Origin of the sequence: Vreelandella profundi (assembly GCF_019722725.1) — a bacterium.
GTDB lineage: Bacteria > Pseudomonadota > Gammaproteobacteria > Pseudomonadales > Halomonadaceae > Vreelandella > Vreelandella profundi.
The window spans coordinates 195,776-215,986 of record NZ_CP077941.1 but is presented as its reverse complement, the minus strand read 5'-3'; the positions used below and the strand labels follow the sequence as shown (position 1 = coordinate 215,986).

Genomic DNA, 20,211 nt, shown 5'->3' with positions numbered 1-20,211 from the left:
AGTCGTCTTTTTCATGATGCTAGCATGCTAAAGGCAACATGAACGGTAGATGAACAGCTTTGTCAGCTTTAGGTAAGAAGCATCATGGTACAAATACCCTGTCGCAATGTCTGACGGACCTTAAAGAAGGAATTTGATATGAACACCATGAAAAAAATGCTGTTGATCCCTGCTTCTGCCCTACTGCTTACCGCTGCGACAGGCAACGTACACGCAGATTACCAACCGCTAGATAGTATTGATGAGATTCTAGCCTACACCAGAGAGTACGGGTTCACACATTATGAAGAGATTGAAATTAAAAGCAGTAACCGTGCAGAAGTTGAAGGCTGGCTGGATGGTGAGTGGTTTGCCGATGTTGAGTTCTCATTAGATAATGGCGACCCCTTAAAAGAAGAACGGAAACGCCTGATTACTGGTCCCTGGGGCATGAGCGAAGACGATATTCGTCAGGCAATCAATAACGCCAGCCAAGAAGGCATGATCGAATTTGAAGAAATTGAAATCAGCAAAACCGGCATGATCGACATTGATGGGCGAGACCAGAATGGTCATGAGCTGGATATAAAGGTGCAGCAGGGTTCGTCACAGATTACTGAAATTGACCGAGATTAATTAACGATAACGAGTTACTAAGAAAGGCGGGTCAACATGGCCCGCTTTAAACTCTTTGCTTCAGCAATGATAGGGTAGCATTCAGCAACCTGTTGATATCGGCAATCAATCAGACCTTCTTTAGCTAAACTCTCGAACATTAATGAAGAAAATTCTGAATTATTGCGTGCACATCATCGACTAGCACTTCAAACTTGGCGATCAAAACAGAAGGCAGATCCCGAACTTAGGGAGCGATATCTTCAACAAAAACGCGAGTATGAATACACTCGCTTAGAGCGTATCCGTTCAGATCCAGAAAAATATGCTGATTACCTGCGTAGGCAGCGTGAATGGTATCATTCGCTGAGCAATGAAGATTATCAGCAGATTTTTGTTTTAAACCGTAAGAAAAAAAACGCCTTTAGGCCTCCTCTATCTTATTTGCCAAACTAAGCAAGCCTGAACATCACCCAACCTCACGTGCCAGCACTTCAGCCTGCTGAACCACCTTTTTAATCGCATCTGCCTGTAGATCAGGTGGGAAGCCGTATTTGCGCAGGATACGGCGAATATTGACTCGCATCTTCTTGCGCACGTTCTCCTTACGCCACCAATCTACGGAGGCATTCCGACGAACGGTGTTGACCAATTCGGTCGCGATGACGCGCAGCTCTTCGTTCCCCATGAGTTCGCGTGCGCTTTCGTTGGTGGCCAACGCGTCGTAGAAGGCGACCTCTTCCCCTGACAAGCCATCTTCGGGCTGCTGCTGCAGCTCTCGGGCCATGTCGATCATCTCCTGGATTACATGAAGCGCATCCACACTGCGGTTATGGTAGCGAGTCATGGCCTGCTCAAGGCGCTTAGAGAATGCCTCTTTTTGGGTGGTATTGGTTCGTGTGCGAGTCTTTATCTCGCCGTTCAAAAGCTTTTTCAGTGCTTCAACTGCTAGGTTCTTGTGCTTATTGTTCTGTAGTCCCAGCAGGAACTCTTCGCTCAATACACCGATATCCGGACGATCAATTCCCGCAGCTTCAAGTATGTCGACGACCTCAGTCGAGGCAACAGCACGATTAAGGAGCTGCGAAATCGCCAACTCTGCCTCATCTAAGTTACGTGCTGAGCGGGAGCCGGCATCCATCTTACGGATAGCTGATTGCACCGCTGTAAAGAACCCTACCTCGTCTTTTACCTCGGCAGCCTCTGGTGTGCCTGATGCAATGCGGAACGCCTTCACCAAGCCAGCAACCGCTGTCATAAATCGTTTTTTCGAGTCTTGCCGGTCTGCAGGTGGTTTTCCGTCTACTGGCAAGGTCAGTGCATGTTCGATAGCCACTGGTAGCACGCGTATTCTATCTTTGGGTGATCCATTCACTGCCGACATATAATCCACGTCATGGAACATCGAACGCATAATGTCGAGCTGCGTCATCAGTGCATGTACAGCCTCGCTTTGATCCACTCCTGTTTGTTGCCGGTCAGCATTGGAGTAGTGGTTCAGCGCAGCTTTCAAATCAGCCGCGAGACCTATGTAGTCCACGACCAGTCCCGAAGGCTTTGCACCGAAAACACGGTTGATACGAGTGATAGCCTGCATCAATCCATGCCCCTTCATGGGTTTATCTACGTAGAGAGTGTGCATACATGGAGCATCAAACCCTGTTAGCCACATATCGCGCACTATCACCAGCTTGAATGGGTCGGCCGCATTACGATAACGGGTACGCAAGGCCTCCAATCGAGCTTTGGAACGAACATGCGGTTGAAACTCTTCAGGATCTTGCGCCGCACCGGTCATAACTACTTTGACAGCGCCCTCAGCGTCCTCCTCGGCATGCCACTCTGGTTGAGCAGCAACGATCCGGTTGTAAACCTCCACACAAATTCGGCGCGACATACAGACAATCATCGCCTTTCCGCCATCCATGGCCTCCAGCCGAGCTTCAAAATGCTTCAGAATATCCTCAACCACCTTGTCTAGCCTGGGTGCCGCTCCTACTAGTACCTCTACACGGCTCCACTTCTTCGACATGGCATTACGTGCATCTTCGTCAATCTCAGCTCCGGCATCTTCAGCCTCGTCGAGTATCTCTTCGTATTCGGCGTCGAGTAGCTCACCCGCGTCGTCGTCCAAATCGATCTTGGCGACGCGACCCTCATAATAGATCGGTACGGTAGCGCCGTCCTCGACCGCCTGTGCGATATCGTAGACGTCGATATATTCGCCAAAGACCCCTTGCGTATCAGCGCCTACTAGCGAGATAGGGGTGCCGGTAAAGCCTACATGCACGGCACTTGGTAAAGCACTGCGTAAGTGATGTGCATGGCCGTATTTTGTTTCACCAGTGTTAGCATTCAGCTTGGCCTCAAGCCCATATTGCGAGCGGTGGGCCTCATCGGCGAAGACCACAACATTGGAGCGGTCAGTCAACTGGGGCAGTTCCACTTCACCTTTACCGGGGCGAAATTTCTGAATGGTGGCGAAGATAACGCCGCCCACCTTACGACCGTTCAGCTTGGATCGCAGGTCAGGAATATCCTCAGCCTGCTCAGGAGCTTCACCGAATAGCGCCGCACAGCGCGAGAAGGTAGCGAACAACTGATTATCTAGGTCATTACGGTCAGTCAAAACCAGAAGCGTGGGGTTTTGCATATCTGGATGCCGCATTAAGCGCCCAGCCAAAAAAGCCATCAGCAATGACTTGCCTGAACCTTGCGTGTGCCACATCACCCCGCCGCGCCCATCTCGCCCCCGGGCCGATAGAACTGCATCAACACCTTTACGGACTGCATGGAACTGGTGATAGCCGGCAGCTTTCTTGATTGGACCTGCCCCCTCATCTTCAAAGACGGTGCAATAACGCATCAGGTCGAGAATGGTTTGCGGGTTTAGTAATCCATGAATCATCGTTTCCAATGCTAAGTCGCTGCCATCAGGTACCAATGTCTCGCCATCAACTGTTCGCCACCGCATAAATCGATCAAGGTTGGCACTCAATGTGCCATAACGGGCGGTGACACCTTCGGAAATCACGTTAAAAGCGTTGGTTCGAAATAACTCTGGCAGCTGTGATTTGTAGGTCTGGATTTGATTATAAGCCCCTTTTAGGGTGCCGGTTTCTGTACCCTTCAGCTCAACCACGACTAGGGGCATTCCATTCAGGAAGATAATTACATCTGGTCGCCGTGCCGTCTGTCCCACCACCTCAAACTGGTTGGTTACTAGCCAGTCGTTATCGCCGTTTTCCCAATCGATCAATCGCGCAATTGCATCCCGCTCATCACCGTTTTCGTTCCATGAAACGGGTACTCCGTAAACTAACAGCTCATGCAGCCGTCGGTTTTCCTGTATCAAATCATCGGAAAATTCTCGGTCGCGCACGCGATTGGTAACCGTCTCGATAGCCACACTCGGAAGCTCTGGGTTCAAGCGCGAAATAGCAGCACGCATGCGTTCCAGCAGAAACACTTCGCGGAAACTCTCACGTGCGGGGTTATCTGCCTCAGGTGATAATTCCGAGCCATGCATATAGGTAAAGCCTAACGCTTGCAATGCTACAAGTGTCCACTGCTCCAGGTCATCTTCCGATGCAAAAGCCATCAGCGCCTCCTCATCTTATGTCCGGATCTGGCGGTTAAAACGTGCGAGTGGTTCGCTGAATGCCGCCTCCAATTGTTGAATATGGGTAGATAACCACGTGATCATATCGGGCCAGACATCGCGATTGAAACCATCAAAGGGTTGGGCGAAAACCACGCGGCTGGCCTTTTTATCATCCATGCGTCGCCAATCAAGTTCAGCTCCGAAGGCTGACTCAATCTGCTCTTTCTGAGCGATCAGTTGGTCAAAGACCCACTTGTTTTCATCTGCATCAGAACGCTGGAGGCTAATCTCGACACGGGCTTCATCACGGGAGAAGATCAATTGATATGGGCAAGAGCGCATGCCTGACCCAGCACTTAACCAATGATCCTTGGTCGGGCTGATGTTGCGGTAAAGGTCGACACCATCTTCGCGAAGCTTTTCCAGAGCCTGCTCCCAGAAAGCAAGCCGCAACCCATGGCGCTTTTTCTGAGTGTTCTGAACTGCCTTTTCCTCGTTTTCTTTACTCGACATTCCAATCATAAAATCCGCCGCTTCAGGCGTCGGGATAATTTGCTGGATGTCGACCATCAGCTCTTCACCGAATGTAAAGGGCGTCACTTTGAAGCATTGCGTACGAATGCCTCGCCCAAGCAGCCAAAGCACCGTTGCGGTGACTTCTCGCCGAAAATTAGCAGCGATAAAAATCATCCTCTGGTCATTGCCGGGGTTGAGAACGGTCTCTTCCAACTCTTCGACTTCCATAAACTCACAGATACGTACTGCCGCATTTCCACCACCGCAATAGCGGTCAAGGTATTGCTGGTAGATATCAACAATCTGCATATTGGTCAGGCCCGACACATAGGCTGTATATTTCAGCGCTTGCCAAGTGACATCACGACCCGAATCATCGAGCTTGTTCTCGATTACAACAAGGTTGCCGTCCTTATCGAGTGCCAAGAGATCGAGCCGCTCGCGAGTTTCGTCAAAGCCATCGAACTCCTTCTGGATGATAAGTAACTCTTCACCTAAGGCATCCGGTTGGTTAGCCAGCCATTCCTGCAGATGGTCGCGCTCGCGCAGGTTCAAATCAGCAAATCGCTTCTTGGCAAGGCGAGATAAACGGTTTTGAGTACGATCAACACGAAACATTACCAGCCCTCAAAGCGTGCAAGAGAACGTCTACCTGCGGCTTCAATCACCACATCCCGAACTGCGTTGCAGATTTCATCATCGCTTCTTGCAGGCATATTTTGCTGATCCTCACACACGGCGCAGCTGATGAGCACAGCTTCTTCGTTGGGTAGCTCACTTACAGTACCGCTAATTATACCTTCTAGGGTTAACTCAAAGGCTGAAGACAGGCTGCCACAATCGTTGTCATACTTCGCTTGATACCAACACCACTCATCCCAGACCGATTTCAAAGGTTTCGCGGTGTCCTCAAAGATGCCTGAAGCAGGCATTCTTTGCATGCCGTAGATAACTCGCTTAGCCAAAGCCTCTAACCGCTTTTCGGCAAATGCTGTGATTGATTCAAAGTAATCGACATCCTCACATGGCTCTGTGAAAAGATAAGGGGTAGATACTTGGTAAGGATCTAACGACATTACACGACATCCTCTGCCATCTCACGGGCTTCGCCAACGCGTAGTTCACCGGACATAAGACGAGGCAGTAGAGTGTCGCGAAGTGTCGCTAGAGTTTGGTTTTCATATATTGTTCGTATGATTTTTTCACGCATAATGCTGGTTACATCTTCAAACACTTGCACAATAGGTTCCGACGGCAAGACGACCTCATAACTCCCCATATCTTTCCAGTTTGTACGCGGCATTCGCGTTCCAGATGAGCTTAAATTTGTATATTCGACAAAATCTCCTGACGAAATAATTGATAGGACCATTGCACCCCAAGCCTGTGATTTTGGGCGGACAACTATAATATCAGTCGAACAGATACCGTCGACGGGCGAGACACCGACTTTGTGAAAATAAGGGCGCAGCTTTCCGAAAAGGAAATCACCCGTGCTTATTGCAGATTTTTGACTTCCGATTTGCTCTGCAGTCCCCCAATTGGAAATTGCGATGGATTTTCGGGGCATATGCTCAAGGCCTATGTATGGTGTATTCGGATCAATCTGATCAGGTTTGACACCTGTTCGTGGATTTAGCGCTATATCCGAAAGCACACCCATCTTCCATCCCTCAGGAAGCCCATCATCTCCGAAACGGGTGGGGAAGAGAGCACGGGTAAGATCGTCCATATGAGCGGGCTTTAGACCGTGGGTGCGGGCATGGACAGGGTCAAAATCCACGAACCACGATCGGTAAATTGCTCGTACCATCGCCTCCAAAGTTGTAGCCATCTTGCGGTTCAGCTCAATCTTGTCGTCGAGCGCTCCCAGCACTGCTGCGATCTCGCGTTGCTCGGGCAGGGTGGGCAAAGCAGGGAGTTTAAGGGCCCGAATATCTTTCATATTAAGGTGGTGAACTGTCGAACCCGAAGAACGAACTTTAATTTCGTGTTGAAGATGAGGTGCAAGCAAGAGGTAATGCAAATAACGCGGCACCACCAGCGCACAATTCGGTGATAACAAAACTGTTCGCTGACCCAGAACTGGAAAAGCGCCATCAGGAATCAAACCTACTTCACCAACAGGTGCTTCACGTGCCAAGATGAGGTCACCTGGCATAGGGCATCTGCGTTTAGTCCACTTGTTATAAGTTTCTTCAGAGACACGATTGGCGTTTTCGAAGTCAATTCGCCCGTTCTTTATGTCAGTTGTTCGAATAGATGGATAGCCACTCTCCACCTTCGGAGCGGTTTTGTGCTCACAATCGACAATCGCAACGCACACCTCATCCAGTGTTTTCAAACCAAGCCCCCCAACCGCGTCTCAATTTCGATCTCCAGTCGTCGGCTCTCTTCGAACTGTTCTTGCAACTCCCGTCGCAAGCGAGCGAATTTCTTCTCGAAAGGCTCTTCATCTTCCTCGATCGCACCCGCGCCCACATAGCGGCCTGGCGTCAATATGAAGTTATGCTTGGCAATCTCCTCGACCTCTACTGAAGCGCAGAACCCAGCTTCGTCTGCATATTCACCTGCGGCTTCTTCACCTCTCCATGCGTGGTAGGTGTTGGCGATTTTAGCGATCTCTTCGTCCGATAATTCCTTCTGCTTGCGACTTCCTGAGATCAATGAGCCCATCTTTCGGGCGTCGATGAATAGCACCTCGCCTCGCCGGTCGCGCAATTTACCGCCAGCCGCTTTGCCGTTGGATTTATCTTTAGCCAGAAACCACAAGCAGGCAGGTATCTGCGTACCGAAGAACAATTGCCCCGGTAGAGCTACCATGCAATCTACCGCGTCCTGTTCAACCATGGCTTTGCGGATATCGCCTTCCCCTGACTGCATCGATGACATAGAGCCATTGGCCATCACTACGCCTCCAATACCATTGGCGCTTAGGTGGTGATGTATATGGGCCATCCAGGCAAAGTTCGCGTTGCCAGCCGGAGGCGTGCCAAAACGCCAGCGGTGATCTTCACGTAGGGCCTCGCCGTTCCAATCAGAAATGTTGAAGGGAGGATTCGCCAGGATGAAGTCAAAACGTTCATCGGCAAACGCGTCGCGGGTGAGCGTGCCTTCCTGGTTCCAACGAAGGTCACCGAAAATCCCACGTATGGCTAGGTTCATACGGGCTAGGCGAAAGGTGGTGTGGTTACGTTCCTGCCCGTAAATGGCGATGTCATCAACTTCGCCTTGATGGGCCGTGATGAACTTTTCGGATTGCACAAAGAAACCGCCAGTCCCGCAACAAGGGTCATAAACGCGGCCTGATGTTGGCTCCATCATCTCGACCATGATCGAAACAATGGTTTTAGGGGTGTAGAACTCACCGCCACGCTTGCCCTCTGAGCTGGCAAATTCGCTGATGAAGTATTCATAAATACGCCCGATCAGATCGAAGTCAGACTTGGTACCATGCAGTTCCAGATTGGTGAACATCTCAATTAGGCCGGTGACAATCGCTCGGTCTAAATTGGCGCGACCAAAGACCTTTGGTAGCGCGTCTTGTAACGAAGAGTTAGCTTTTTCGATTTCTCGCATGGCGTCATCAACCTGCACGCCGATATCGTTAGACTTGGCATTAGCAGCGAGCATGTCCCAACGGGCTTTTTCAGGTACCCAGAAGATATTCTCTGCAGCGTATTCTTCAGGATCTTCTAGGTCGATGTATTCGTCCTTGGCGAACTCCAAACGCTTAGCCTCAAAGGCAGCCGAAACGTAACGCAAAAACAATAGGCCAAGAGCCACATGCTTATATTCGCCTGCATCCATCGCGCCGCGCATCTTATCGGCAGCGGCAAACAGGGTCTTTTCAATACGTTCAGCCAAGGTGTTTCACTCCATCTATCTAGGGCAGTTACTGATGTTTATAGCCATTCATGGTGTGAGATGACATAAGATCAGAATATTCACTAAACCTTATCACAGCGGTCTGTCTCGCAGCACCGCCATGATTGTCGTGTTATTACGCTTGAGTTAGTGAGATCACTCACTATCAACGTGTAACTCTCGTTTTTAAAGCGTTTCATGCTCTGGTTTTAACTGACTATGACAGACTTGGTGCCAATTGAGGGCTTGAAATTGTCATATTCACTTAGGAGCAAATGATGGCGAAAAAAGATCGGCAGACAAATAGCTTTTATGGAACTGGCATTGATGAACCGCTTAATAAGCTCAAAGGCTCCATAGGCAAGTATGTCCAGCCGTTTGAACCAGTTGGCGGGGATGAGCGGGAAACGCTACTAGTGAAAGGCCTCACGCCCGACACCGCCCACGCAGATGAGCTCGCGACGCCTACCTTGAAGGAATTGGGAGAAGACTCAGACAGCGAGCAGTAAAGAACGACCTAGGGCTTGTGCCGTTTTTGCGCCTCTCTATACTGATTATGCATACAGCTATGGAGATTTGCCTTATGATGACAACCGCTTCTTTGATGGGCAACGCCGCCCTATGTCCAGTGCCGCAGCCGCTGCCTATGTTCGCCAGTGCTGTGCGTGCCGGTTTTCCAAGCCCTGCTGATGATCATTTAGATGTGGAAATCGATCTTCACCGCCATGTGGTAAAGCGCCCAGCGGCAACATTTTTCATGCGCGCTGAAGGTGACTCCATGCTGGGCGATGGTATCCCGCGAACGACCTACGGACGATAGCCGCGACTTGATTCACGCTGCCGTTCAAGGGCTACGGCAGCTATGGCGTAAGGGCTACGCCTATCACAAAGTAGGAGTGATGCTGTTAGACCTCTCTCCAAAAGCTAACCGCCAACTAACACTGACGGAAACACCGCAAACAGAAGCTCAGGCGAAACGAAGCGAACAGCTTATGGCCACCGTAGATCGACTCAATAGAGAGTTAGGCCGAGGCACAATACAGCTTGGCCAATCCCGTGCAGGGAACGCCTGGTCGCTACGCTCTGAGCACCGCACGCCGCGTTATACAACTCGTTGGGACGAGCTCGTTAACGTCAGGTAATAAGCGACAAAGATTCTAATGAAATAAGCTCAGAATGATGAGCAAATCTAGCATTCTGGTGCTAAGGTGGTTTAGAAAATTGCAGTGCGAAATGCATTTGGAGCTCAGGATGCCATCAGCCAAGCCGCCTAATGACAACCATTTACAAAGCGTATTTGCTTACCGCGCTTTTGATCTACGTGATCGATTCCCTCAGCCATTAGAAACGTTTCGGCAAGCACTAGAGTGCTTACAAAGCGGTGATGCATACCTGCCCGATATGAGCGGTGAGATTGTAGTTTATCTCCGTGGCGGTCGTGCGCTTCACATCCCCGAGCATTTTTTCATCCGCCAAAGTGGCAATATCTCCGCTGTAGTTCCTCCGCAAGAAAATGATCAGGTCTGTGAAGCAGTGGATGCCTGGCTACGAGACGCACTGTTGCAACACTCGAAAGACGCATTAGACGCTTCAACGATTAGACCCGCTCGGCTCAATATACTGCTAGATGAATGCGACCCAAATGCCCCGGAACCTGACGATATTCAGGCATGGCAGCACACGAGTGATGTCGGGAGAGAAGTTATCGATACTCCTTGTCGAGAAGATATTTGGGAAGCTGCGGTTCAAGCAATGGGGGAAGTGCAGGCAAGGCGCTGGATGAAAACATCACATCCATCCCTCAATAATAAAAGCCCCAATTTATGCATTGAGGAAAATCTGAAGAGGGTTTATGAGCTTGTTGTGCAGGTAGGGTGTGGGAAGGCTAATGTCTGATGACTTGCCTTAGCAGGAACTCACTGCACGAACTTTGCTTCTTTTCACAAAGGGCACCGCGAAATGTTGGCAGTTGTCAGCCAAGTCGGGTGTTCCCCTGAGATATAAAACGGTAGCAGGGTCATTAATGGCCATTGCTCAGATCAGAATGAAATGGAAGATTAGGTACATGTTACATTTTCCTACCAAGAATAATGGGGTATAAAAATTGGAAGTAGAAATTTGGGATGGCGGATTACAAGAGCAAGAAGTATCAGCTATTGAAAAAATAAAGGCTGCTTTTTCTGATAATACTCAAGTGGCCAGAAATCAATCTAAGGGAGGCTCTCTGCGTGATCAACTTCAGGGAGCTGGCTTGGGAAAAAAAGGAATGTTCCCGTGGAAAGGCTATGCGGGGTTTCGATTTGTAGAGTCAAAGAAGGAAGGTGAGTTTGACCTAGTAATAGTTACGCATTGTAACGTTATCATAGTCGAGCTCAAAGACTGGAATCACCAGCCTGTCACAGCCAAAGGGGATATTTGGTACAAAGGTGACCAAAACATGAAGCGCTCTCCGGTGAGCGTGACGCGCTCCAAAAAATTCACGCTAGAAAATAAGCTAAAGCGTCTGGCTCACAAGTTTTCAAATAAAGGATACGTCCCTCGCGTTTATTTCTTTGTCGTTATGACAGGAGATGCTGATTTTAGTCAATTGCCAGAGGAGCAGCTTCATCACACGATATCGTTACGAGAGTTTTTGAAGTTCGCCAATGAGGGTACCTTTAATAACTACTTCAGGCCCCACCCAAATGAAAAAGTCCTTAATAAGGACTTTGGTATTTTTGACGAGCTTTTCCTAGGCCCACAGACAGCCCCGAAAGCGTTGAGAATAGACGGTTACGAAGCTAAAGATGAGATTTTCACGCACCCCAAAAATATCTATCGAGAATACCTAGCAAAGTCTGAAATTTCTTCAAATTCCGAAGCGCTACTTCGAGTATGGAATTTTAATAAAGTTGAGGGTGGAAAAGCGTACACACCTAGTGGTAGGGCCGATATTGTTTCTCGTGAACGTTCAATACTCCAGTACCTCAATCATCAGAACCGTGACTTGTACAATCACTGTTTGCGTTCGTTAACCAGTTTTCAAAAAGACGAAATTACGGCAGAGTATTGCGAAGTCTATGAGTTACCTCCTGGGCATATCCGATTTAACGAGTTTGTTGGTAAATACGGGGCAACCTTCTCTGATCAGGACCGGTTAAACGTCACCAAACTCTTAATTGCAAAATTTTCCGATTTGCATGAAGCGAAAGTCGCACACAGAGATATTGCGGATCATAGCCTTTGGATCTCGCCGTCTAAGGAGATTGCTCTATCTAATTTCATATCAGCCTATCATCGCCCAGCCGGGACGGTTGGTGACTATAGAACGGCGCTTTCGGTTGGTGCAGTTGAAGCACAAGATATGCTGGATGACAGTGATTTAACACCTTATCAGCAGGATGTGCATGCCTTGGGCTTGGTGTGTTGGCATCTGCTCAACGGGCGTCGAATGTCTCCAGAAAGTATGAAAACAATCCAGGATGAGATGCTCGCATGTGACGAATGGTATTCTGAGGTTCTTTTAGACGCCACTGCAGCGAATTTTTCAAGCGCATCAGAGTTCTTTGACGCTCTGATGAAAGCCGAGCCAAATGATGATGAGATACCTACGTTTGATGATGCTGAACTAGCATCATACCGACACGCTATTAATCATTTGCGGCAGTACAGAGAAGATGGTGAGTTCATCGTTGAAACATCGGATAAGGAAGTCTACGTATCTGATGGACGATTGGTTAAAGCATGGCTCGATTGCGGTAGCCAAGGTGCTTCCTCAATCTCTAATTTCCAGGTGCTTAACTTCCTGAAGCGGTTGGATAAACTCAAATCAGTAAAACCTACTTATCTGCCTGCCATTCAAGACTATGGCATCGCTTCTAAGTCCTCGGCACTGTATTTAATAACTGATCTGATTGATGGCGATACATGGAGCGCAGCTCAAATTGAGGAGGAATTGCGCCTGGATACGGTCTCCAAGTTAGTCGCGGCACTGGAGCACCTGCATGGACTCGGACTCTCTCATGGTGATCTACACCCCCAAAACGTTATTATTGAAAAGGAAAGTTTGTCGCTTTTCTTGATCGATATTCCTGATTTTACGCCTTCTAATGATGAGCCTAAAAATCATCAATACAGTCCAGACAATATCGATGGATGCACGTCATTTGAACGCGATAACTTCGCAGTCATGAAAATGTCCTGCGAGCTATTGGGAATAGCTTGGGGCGAAAATTCAGACCAGTTCTCTGCGATTGCTGACGCAGTTCGAGCAGAATTGGAAGACCCCCAATTTGGATTCAAAGACCTTGGGCGCTTTAATAAAGCCTTAAGTACCCCAGAAGCTGAAGCTGGACAGGAGCCCATTGAGATCATCGCAGGTAATGCAGACGAAGCTGTAACGTTACTTCCTGATAATGGTCGTCTTTACTGCCGAGTTGAGAAAAATCCTAAAGACTCATCCGAGGTAAGAGTCACCTTCGCGGGGATTGGAGGGATCTTCTCTGCGATGTACAACAAAGACAAGACCACACTTGTAATTGGGTTTAAACCAAAACAGCGATCATCGGTTAGCAAGTGGGATACTGAAGAAAGCCAATTCGAATTGTCGTGTGCTATCAAGGTTATACCGGGCAAGCCACATAATTTATCGGCACTGTCCTCCCTACTGGACGAGAACGAAGCTTTTCATCGAGCCGTTGAGTTGGCCACGGCTGGGGATGATAAGGAACAGGACGAACCGCAAAATGAGAGCGGTGCGCTCACGGTTGAACTGGAAGAAGCTTTCGAGCGCTTGCATAAGCAGGCTGGAGAGCAACCTGAGAATCCTAAAATTGCTATTTCTACTGCGAAGCTTTGGCAGGCGATTCTCGATACAGAAACACAATCCCTTCCGAATGTTGAAATCGACGGTGAAATTTCATCCATCGGGAAATCTGATGGTGGGGTCATTATTCCGTACTCTGCCGAAATTGATCCCTTGGGTGCATTTACTGCCTCTGACGAAGTAGAGGCGTTACTTGTGGATGAAGAAGGCAGTGAAAGGTTCTTGGGAGAGGTTTGCTTGAAATCCTCAACGCTCAATTCAGTGCGCCTCCTCAAAGCCCGGGGATCTGCGTATCACTTGAAGAACAGTGATATCGTATTTTTCAGAACAAGGCAGGACAGGGCTTCTTACCGCAAGAGGAAAGCAGCGCTGGAACGTCTACTAGACCGAGAAGGCGCTATGCCAGAACTGGTGGATTTGTTCGATCCTTCATGCGACAGGCCTGCTACGCAGTATGGTGTTGAGCCAACAGATGAAGAATTTTCTCACTATGATAGAGAAGATCAACACGGGAATAGAATTAGCCTCAATCCTCAGCAACGAGAAGCGTTTGCGAAATTGGTCAACAACGGTCCTTTATCATTGCTACAGGGCCCTCCCGGAACAGGAAAAACGGAGTTCATTGCAGCCTTTGTTCACTACTTAGTCGAAAAACAGAAAACCAAACGGATTTTGCTGGTAAGTCAATCACACGAAGCGGTTAACACTGCTGCGGAGCGAATCAGACGACACTGCGCTCGACTGAATACGGACTTAGAGGTTGTTCGATTCAGTAACCGCGAGGGCGCTGTGTCGACAGGTCTAAAAGATGTCTATTCTCACGCCATCACTGCAGAAAAAAGAGAGCTATTTGATGCAGAGATGAAATACAGGGTTGAAGCACTAAGTGATGCTCTGGGGCTCCAGCCTGAATTCATTTCCAGTGTTGTTATGGCGGAGCTGAAACTGTTCAGTAAGGTCGACCACCTGGAGACGCTTTTAGATCGAGTGGATGTTGTGACTGATGATGAAGATATCAAACAACTAAAGAAAATTGCCGTCGAACTAGATAGTTCAATTCGTGAAGAGCTAAACACTAAGTTTGGTATTGAGTTGCAAGAAGGTGCACGAATTTCTGATGTCAAAGATAAAGTGTTGTCTAAGTTATGCTTCGATTACGGAGTAAGGCCTGACGAAGCTCGCCGCGTACGAGCCTTGTCCAAGGTATCGCGAGATATGCACAACGCCTTGTCTGCTGAGCGAGTCAATTATGACGAGTTTTTTGCTCGTTCCCGCCAATTAGTGGCAGGTACCTGTGTTGGTATTGGTCAAGGGCACATAGGCATTCATGACAATATTTACGATTGGGTAATTATTGATGAAGCAGCGCGCTCGATCTCTAGTGAACTTGCTATCGCCATGCAATCCGCCAAGCGAGTGCTGTTGGTTGGTGATCACCTACAACTACCCCCGCTCTACTCTGATGCTCATAAGCAAGCATTGGGACGAAAGCTAGGGATAAGCAGTAAACACACCGAGTTCGATGAAGCCCTGCGCAGCGATTTTGCGAGGGCATTTAATTCCAAGTATGGCAAACAGACCAGCGCTGCACTATTGACTCAATATAGGATGGCCGCGCCCATAGGTAATCTTGTTTCAGAGACATTCTACAAAGGAACATTGCAGAATGGCGATAGAAGTATTCCTGATATCTACGATAGTGCGCCCGCTGTATTAAGCAACGTCGTTACTTGGATTGATACAGCAAATTTAGGCCAAAAAGCCCACCATTCCCAAGGTATCGGCACCAGTATTTACAATAGAAGCGAGGCCGATGAAATCATCGCTCTCCTAAAAGAATTATCTGAAAACGTAGAATTTATGAAAGGGCTTGATGACGTCATCGGTGAAAATGAAGCCGGGATTGGGGTTATTTGTATGTATGCCGAGCAAAAGCACATCCTGCGCATGAAATTCAACCAGGAAGCGTGGAATGAAGGTTTTAAAGACCTAGTGAAGATAGACACAGTGGACAGCTATCAAGGGAAAGAGAACCGGATAATTATTTTATCTCTTACTCGTTCTGACAAACGACTAACTCCAGGTTTTCTGAGAGCGCCGAACAGAATAAACGTGGCCATGTCACGCGCCATGGATCGATTAGTAATTGTTGGTAACGCAGACATGTGGAAAGGCAGTAATAAAGATATGCCTCTTGGTAAGGTTTTGCGCTTTATGAACGAGCGCGGTAGCGCGGCTGGTTACACCTTTTTGTCTGCTCGTCAGGGTGGTAAATACTAATGGATTCAGAAAACAAAATGACTTATCAGGAAGTCGATTTCCTTCTTCCGGCACAAAGATTCAATATCCAGTTTTCTTATGTAACTCAAAAAGGGTTACCATTTATTAGAGAGTTCGTTCTCCGTCTGGTTCACATCGCTCCAATGAGTAAATCCCAAATAGCCACTTACTTCGGTCTTAGCCGGCTTGAGACCGAAGAGGCTGTATCAGATTTAGTTCAGCGAGGAGAATTGGCACTTTCAGATACCGGTCGACTCATGCTGACAGGACTCTCACAAGGTTACTTCACAGACTTAGGGGAAACTCCTCAACTTTCGGCTGTTTTGGACAGCGGTGCGACACTCTCCTTTGATTTGGCCAGCTTTAGCTGTTTTAGCAATCAAAATGTGAACGATGGCTGGAGAGCTGGTATTTCACTGGAGGTCGACCGGAACCATATCTCCCAAAGTGAAAAGCTGGTTGAGAAGCACTTCCAACATCAATTTTCCCAGATACTTGAGAAAGATTTTTTGCCCAAGGCTGTAAGCCAAGATTCCAAGGAGAGGCCATATGTCTATACGGTAAATGCAGTAAACAAATTACGAGATTTACCTCTTCGCCTCACGACAAAATTTAAAGTTGGGAAAGATGGGAAATCGGTAGAAAGAGACAATTTTGAGCAACTAAATGACTCTGAAATCGTGCATGGGCTTATCGCGGTAAGTTTATCAAAGCTAGTGCGACCCTCAAATACGATGGCTCTTATGCAGGCGATGAATGAGATTGGGGATGAGGACACGTTGAAGGTCTTTGATCCTAAAACGAACTCCGCCAACCCGCGTTTCATAGATGATTTACAAAAGCTGGAAGAATACAATGAGGCGGATCGAAAAACGTTCGTAGGTCAGATATATACTCAATCAAACTGGGAACAGTTCCAAAGTATTCTTGCACCATTACTGGCGAGGCGTATCAAGACGAAATCAGATCACAGTGATGCCCGCTTTACATGGATTGCTCCGTCCGATCCCTTTTGGGCCAAAAATGACAGAGTAAGAGAAGCGATTAGCGAATTCATCAACAGGGCGTCTACCAAGGATAAGCAACTGTACAAACAAACTCTATATGTACCCGTATTCGGGCCTGATGACACCCGTGCCGCTAAAAGTTGGTGTCATGAGTTCAGAAGCTTTGAAAAATCTATCAACGGACTATCTGAGGGCATGCTTGGTGGCAGTGTTGAAATAATTCATCTCGAAGGCGAATTAGTGGTAGTTGTGTATCACTTCTCGCAGCCTGAAACGTTGCCAGTTTCTATGCCAATAGGATTTATTTCTACCAATAAAGCTACTGTAGAAAGAGTAGGTCGCCTTGTACACGGTTATGTCGATGGCAGCTCTTCGTTTGATAGGCCAAACGATTGTGGATCTATCTCGTCAATAGCTAAAAGTCGCTGATCAATTTGATATAGAGCTTCTTTTGCATTCAGTGCAGCACCCCCGGCGTATCGGCAAATAGTTGCTGACCACCATAGCCGATGTATTTCCCTGGCTGGCGGCTTATTCGGCTGCCAGGCTAAATTCAGTTAGTCGACAACGGCATTTTGATACCCGCATACGAATGGCATTGGCGTTGCTCAAGAAAATAGGTTATTACAGCCTAAATTATTTCAAGTGGCTGGCTGGGCGATGGGTATAAGAAAAATAAGTGATCTCAAAACTGTCTTTAGTGGTGACAATGTTGTCGAGTGGCAATCACCCGCTGGCACAAGATTCCGCTACGAGAGAGATCGCTGTGCAGTAGGGCAGGAAATGGTGCCGGGAAGCGAAGCGTACGATTGGCACGTGCTTGCTAAGAGTGATCTTAACCATGCCAAGCGAATGGTGTTTCGATTAATTAATGAAGATGAATTCTGAACATTACTTTAAAGAAGCACTGCAGAAAGTAGGCTTTTCTCTCAACGCTAAATAACGACAATCAATACGAAAATTGCGCTGTTCTAGCGGAAGTAGGTGGCTTTGTGTCTGCTTGGGTATCGTTATGGACGATGCAGACCTATCACAAAAACGCCACCTCACACAGCCATCGAGTCACCTCTTCTCATAGCAGAAATGGCTATCGTACTTCGTTAAGTCCGCCCTTATTGGTCTTACGAGGGGTTTGTAGGCGAATGGAAGACATCTTAGGGAGCAGGGATATCGGCTCGCAATGCAAAGCTTCTGCAATCCTGTATAGCTTCTCTAAGGTGATGCTCACCTCACCACGCTCTATCTTCCCCATATAGCTACGATCAATGCCTGCTACTAATGCAAAGCGATCCTGAGAGAGGCCATTCGCTCGGCGCTTTTCCCTAATGTTTTTTCCGATAGCGACTGCCAGCTCTTCCATATCTGCCTCATTGGTCATGAGGCAGGACTATCGAGCGTTGCGGCCTATCAAGCCACGGCTTATAATCCGTATTTTCACTCCTTTGATGCCCATACCCATGTCCCGTAACCTCCCGAGCATAGATAGGCGAATCATTGAACTCTTACTGAAACCAGAAAATGTAACATTCTGCGTTCAAAGCCTTCGGGATCAGTACATTGAGCAATACGACGTAAACCCAGTGCATAAAGCGCCACTGCGTCGCTTTATTTATGAGCGCGTCAGAAAGTTAATTAAGGCCCACTTTGTAGAGAAGGACAGTGAGATAAAGAGCCGCGGCCAGAAGTACCATGTAAGCTCTATGTTGATAGAAGCTGATCTTGATACTGATGAAGATGACTTTGTCTCATGGCTACAGCGTACTCATCCTCAAACACCGAATGAGCCAGTGACCAATGATGCAAGCCAGTCAAATAGCGAAAAGAACAGGCAAGCGGTAAAGGCGCCTGCCGATAGCTACACGGTATTGGAAAAAAAGTTAAATGAGGCGCAAAGCCGGTTTTTGGAATCTTTAGGGGAAGTGGAGGCCTTCCAGCAGCTTATGAGGGACCATCCAGAGCTTAATAATAGCCTTTCAATTGACTACCGCAGTGCTCACGAGCGTAGCTCACGTCTTTTAGGCCATGTCAGTGCTTTAGAAAAGGCCATAAGCCGCCTCAGTGGCTCATGATTGTATTGCGGAAGTGGCAAGCGGACTGTTTAGACAAGGCCAAAGCACACTATCAGAGCCACCGTGATTATTTCGTTCAGGCAACCCCGGGTAGCGGGAAAACGCGTCTTGCTGCCGAATTGGCCAAGGGGTTGCTTGAAGAACAGCTTATCGACTTCGTTATCTGCTTTGCCCCTACGCGGGAAGTGGTTGCAGGTATGCAGCGCACGTTTTCTGCTGTTTTAGATCAGCGTTTTGGAAACGTCATTGCCTCCGCAGGAGCCGCTTATACTTACCAGTCCATGGAATACCAACAGGAAGAATTTTGGGATATTTTTAAAAAATTCCGCGTATTAGCTATCTTCGACGAAATTCATCACTGCGCAGGTCATGATCCTCTCCTTAGTAACACATGGGGGCAGCAGATTATTCGGAATATCCAGGATCAAGCTACTTATACCCTCGGCTTGTCTGGAACCCCTTGGCGTTCTGATGACCTTCCTATCGCGTTGGCACGGTACTCTGATCCAGAAGGGCAACTGATCTGTGACTATCGTTACGACCTACAAAGTGCTGTGAACGAGGGCGTTTGCAGAGCCCCACGGATTACGCTGATCGATAACCCTTTAATCAGGCTCGTCGAGGAAAAAGAAAACACTGAGTCTGTTCGAGGGTTTTCATGCTTCTCTCAACTACTCAGTGAGTCACCCGTTAGCTACGAAGACCTGTTGCGCCATGACGACATCCTCAATGCTGTGCTGGATATAGGTATTCAGCAGCTGAGTGAAACCCGACATAAGACCCCTCAAGCTGGGGGGCTAGTGGTGGCAACGGATATTGAGCATGCCCACCAAATTGCTGGAATACTGAATGCTAAGCATCAAAGCTATGTAGTGGTCACCAGTAAAACACCTCGGGCTCAGCAACTAATCGACCGGTTTCGGCATGACAACACCTGCTGGATTGTAGCGGTTAGCATGATTTCTGAAGGCACAGATATACAGCGTCTTTCAGTTTGCTGTTACCTCAGTCGCATTCGTACCGAGCTTCACTACAGGCAGGTTCTTGGTCGCATCTTAAGAAAGATGGGCACTGAAGATAGAGAGGCGTGGCTCTATGTGATCGCTGAACCTACTCTGCGTAAATACTCGCAAAGGATCGCGAATGATCTTCCAGATGATCAATCGATGCTGCAGGCAAAAAAGCTTCATGATCGTCTGACCAAATCACATGCTGAGCAAGCAAATGGCAATACCGTGAGCGAAATAGAAAATAAAGATCATCCCCTTTCTGCAACAGAGCTGAATGGAAAGAACGAGCTGCAAGTTAATGAGCCATCATTACTGATGCTGAGCTTTTCTCAATACTACCGCCAGTATCTCTTGTCGCTGATATAACTTTGCCTGGTAACTCCCTAAAAAATAGCGCTGAAATACCAGACAACCGTCGTCACAACATATGAACGATGAGTTCAAAACTCTCGGAGCCTGG

15 protein-coding genes are annotated in these 20,211 nt (G+C 48.0%); 9 read left to right on the top strand and 6 right to left on the bottom strand.

The annotated features are described in order from the left end of the window. Positions 1–138: 138 nt before the first annotated feature. Positions 139–615, top strand: a complete 477-nt coding sequence (locus KUO20_RS01030; RefSeq protein ID WP_235041084.1) for a PepSY domain-containing protein — start codon at positions 139–141, stop codon at positions 613–615. A gap of 448 nt (positions 616–1,063) precedes the next feature. Here the strand turns inward: KUO20_RS01030 and KUO20_RS01025 are convergent, their stop codons facing one another. From KUO20_RS01025 to KUO20_RS01005, 5 genes are read right to left on the bottom strand one after another with little or no spacing between them, the layout of a single operon-like run. Continuing rightward, the gene (locus KUO20_RS01025) at positions 1,064–4,195 is read right to left on the bottom strand and encodes a type I restriction endonuclease subunit R (protein ID WP_235041083.1); all 3,132 of its coding nucleotides are present in this window, start codon (positions 4,193–4,195) and stop codon (positions 1,064–1,066) included. 15 nt (positions 4,196–4,210) lie between these two features. Further along, positions 4,211–5,332 carry a DUF4268 domain-containing protein gene (locus KUO20_RS01020; RefSeq protein ID WP_235041082.1) on the bottom strand — a complete coding sequence of 374 codons (1,122 nt, stop codon included), beginning with the start codon at positions 5,330–5,332 and terminating at the stop codon, positions 4,211–4,213. Continuing rightward, entirely contained in the window at positions 5,332–5,790 is a 459-nt protein-coding gene (locus KUO20_RS01015) for a hypothetical protein (protein WP_235041081.1), read from the bottom strand. The genes KUO20_RS01020 and KUO20_RS01015 overlap by 1 nt, the downstream gene beginning before the upstream one ends. Continuing rightward, positions 5,790–7,058 (bottom strand): restriction endonuclease subunit S, encoded by a 1,269-nt coding sequence (locus KUO20_RS01010; RefSeq protein ID WP_235041080.1) that lies wholly within the window; start codon positions 7,056–7,058, stop codon positions 5,790–5,792. The genes KUO20_RS01015 and KUO20_RS01010 overlap by 1 nt, the downstream gene beginning before the upstream one ends. Then, on the bottom strand, positions 7,055–8,581 hold the full coding sequence (locus tag KUO20_RS01005; RefSeq protein WP_235041079.1) for a type I restriction-modification system subunit M: 1,527 nt from the start codon (positions 8,579–8,581) through the stop codon (positions 7,055–7,057). The genes KUO20_RS01010 and KUO20_RS01005 overlap by 4 nt, the downstream gene beginning before the upstream one ends. A 278-nt stretch (positions 8,582–8,859) precedes the next feature. On the opposite strand from KUO20_RS01005, the gene KUO20_RS01000 reads away from it, so the two are divergent. From KUO20_RS01000 to KUO20_RS00975, 6 genes are all read left to right on the top strand, one after another. Further along, positions 8,860–9,090 (top strand): hypothetical protein, encoded by a 231-nt coding sequence (locus KUO20_RS01000; RefSeq protein WP_235041078.1) that lies wholly within the window; start codon positions 8,860–8,862, stop codon positions 9,088–9,090. Positions 9,091–9,164: 74 nt separating this feature from the next. Then, complete coding sequence (locus KUO20_RS00995) at positions 9,165–9,401, top strand: LexA family protein (protein WP_235041077.1); 237 nt, start codon at positions 9,165–9,167, stop codon at positions 9,399–9,401. After that, the gene (locus KUO20_RS00990; RefSeq protein ID WP_235041076.1) at positions 9,370–9,723 is read left to right on the top strand and encodes a DUF4113 domain-containing protein; all 354 of its coding nucleotides are present in this window, start codon (positions 9,370–9,372) and stop codon (positions 9,721–9,723) included. Before KUO20_RS00995 ends, KUO20_RS00990 begins: the two co-directional genes overlap by 32 nt. Before the next feature lie 109 nt (positions 9,724–9,832). After that, positions 9,833–10,477 carry a hypothetical protein gene (locus tag KUO20_RS00985; protein WP_235041075.1) on the top strand — a complete coding sequence of 215 codons (645 nt, stop codon included), beginning with the start codon at positions 9,833–9,835 and terminating at the stop codon, positions 10,475–10,477. A gap of 208 nt (positions 10,478–10,685) precedes the next feature. Then, the gene (locus KUO20_RS00980; RefSeq protein ID WP_235041074.1) at positions 10,686–15,665 is read left to right on the top strand and encodes an AAA domain-containing protein; all 4,980 of its coding nucleotides are present in this window, start codon (positions 10,686–10,688) and stop codon (positions 15,663–15,665) included. Further along, entirely contained in the window at positions 15,665–17,101 is a 1,437-nt protein-coding gene (locus KUO20_RS00975) for a hypothetical protein (protein WP_235041073.1), read from the top strand. The genes KUO20_RS00980 and KUO20_RS00975 overlap by 1 nt, the downstream gene beginning before the upstream one ends. Before the next feature lie 658 nt (positions 17,102–17,759). On the opposite strand, the gene KUO20_RS00970 is transcribed toward KUO20_RS00975, so the two are convergent. After that, positions 17,760–18,032 (bottom strand): helix-turn-helix domain-containing protein, encoded by a 273-nt coding sequence (locus KUO20_RS00970; RefSeq protein ID WP_235041072.1) that lies wholly within the window; start codon positions 18,030–18,032, stop codon positions 17,760–17,762. A 97-nt stretch (positions 18,033–18,129) separates the two neighbouring features. Here KUO20_RS00970 and KUO20_RS00965 point away from each other — a divergent pair, with 97 nt between their 5' ends. Both KUO20_RS00965 and KUO20_RS00960 read left to right on the top strand, forming a co-directional pair. Then, positions 18,130–18,741, top strand: a complete 612-nt coding sequence (locus KUO20_RS00965) for a hypothetical protein (protein ID WP_235041071.1) — start codon at positions 18,130–18,132, stop codon at positions 18,739–18,741. Further along, the gene (locus tag KUO20_RS00960) at positions 18,738–20,117 is read left to right on the top strand and encodes a DEAD/DEAH box helicase (protein ID WP_235041070.1); all 1,380 of its coding nucleotides are present in this window, start codon (positions 18,738–18,740) and stop codon (positions 20,115–20,117) included. The genes KUO20_RS00965 and KUO20_RS00960 overlap by 4 nt, the downstream gene beginning before the upstream one ends. Positions 20,118–20,211 lie beyond the last annotated feature (94 nt).

Coding starts and splice junctions, on each gene's coding strand:
- KUO20_RS01030 (WP_235041084.1), top strand. CDS start 139: ATGAACACCATGAAAAAAATGCTGTTGATCCCTGCTTCTGCCCTACTG.
- KUO20_RS01025 (WP_235041083.1), bottom strand. CDS start 4,195: ATGGCTTTTGCATCGGAAGATGACCTGGAGCAGTGGACACTTGTAGCA.
- KUO20_RS01020 (WP_235041082.1), bottom strand. CDS start 5,332: ATGTTTCGTGTTGATCGTACTCAAAACCGTTTATCTCGCCTTGCCAAG.
- KUO20_RS01015 (WP_235041081.1), bottom strand. CDS start 5,790: ATGTCGTTAGATCCTTACCAAGTATCTACCCCTTATCTTTTCACAGAG.
- KUO20_RS01000 (WP_235041078.1), top strand. CDS start 8,860: ATGGCGAAAAAAGATCGGCAGACAAATAGCTTTTATGGAACTGGCATT.
- KUO20_RS00995 (WP_235041077.1), top strand. CDS start 9,165: ATGATGACAACCGCTTCTTTGATGGGCAACGCCGCCCTATGTCCAGTG.
- KUO20_RS00990 (WP_235041076.1), top strand. CDS start 9,370: ATGGTATCCCGCGAACGACCTACGGACGATAGCCGCGACTTGATTCAC.
- KUO20_RS00985 (WP_235041075.1), top strand. CDS start 9,833: ATGCCATCAGCCAAGCCGCCTAATGACAACCATTTACAAAGCGTATTT.
- KUO20_RS00975 (WP_235041073.1), top strand. CDS start 15,665: ATGGATTCAGAAAACAAAATGACTTATCAGGAAGTCGATTTCCTTCTT.
- KUO20_RS00970 (WP_235041072.1), bottom strand. CDS start 18,032: ATGGAAGAGCTGGCAGTCGCTATCGGAAAAAACATTAGGGAAAAGCGC.
- KUO20_RS00965 (WP_235041071.1), top strand. CDS start 18,130: ATGTCCCGTAACCTCCCGAGCATAGATAGGCGAATCATTGAACTCTTA.
- KUO20_RS00960 (WP_235041070.1), top strand. CDS start 18,738: ATGATTGTATTGCGGAAGTGGCAAGCGGACTGTTTAGACAAGGCCAAA.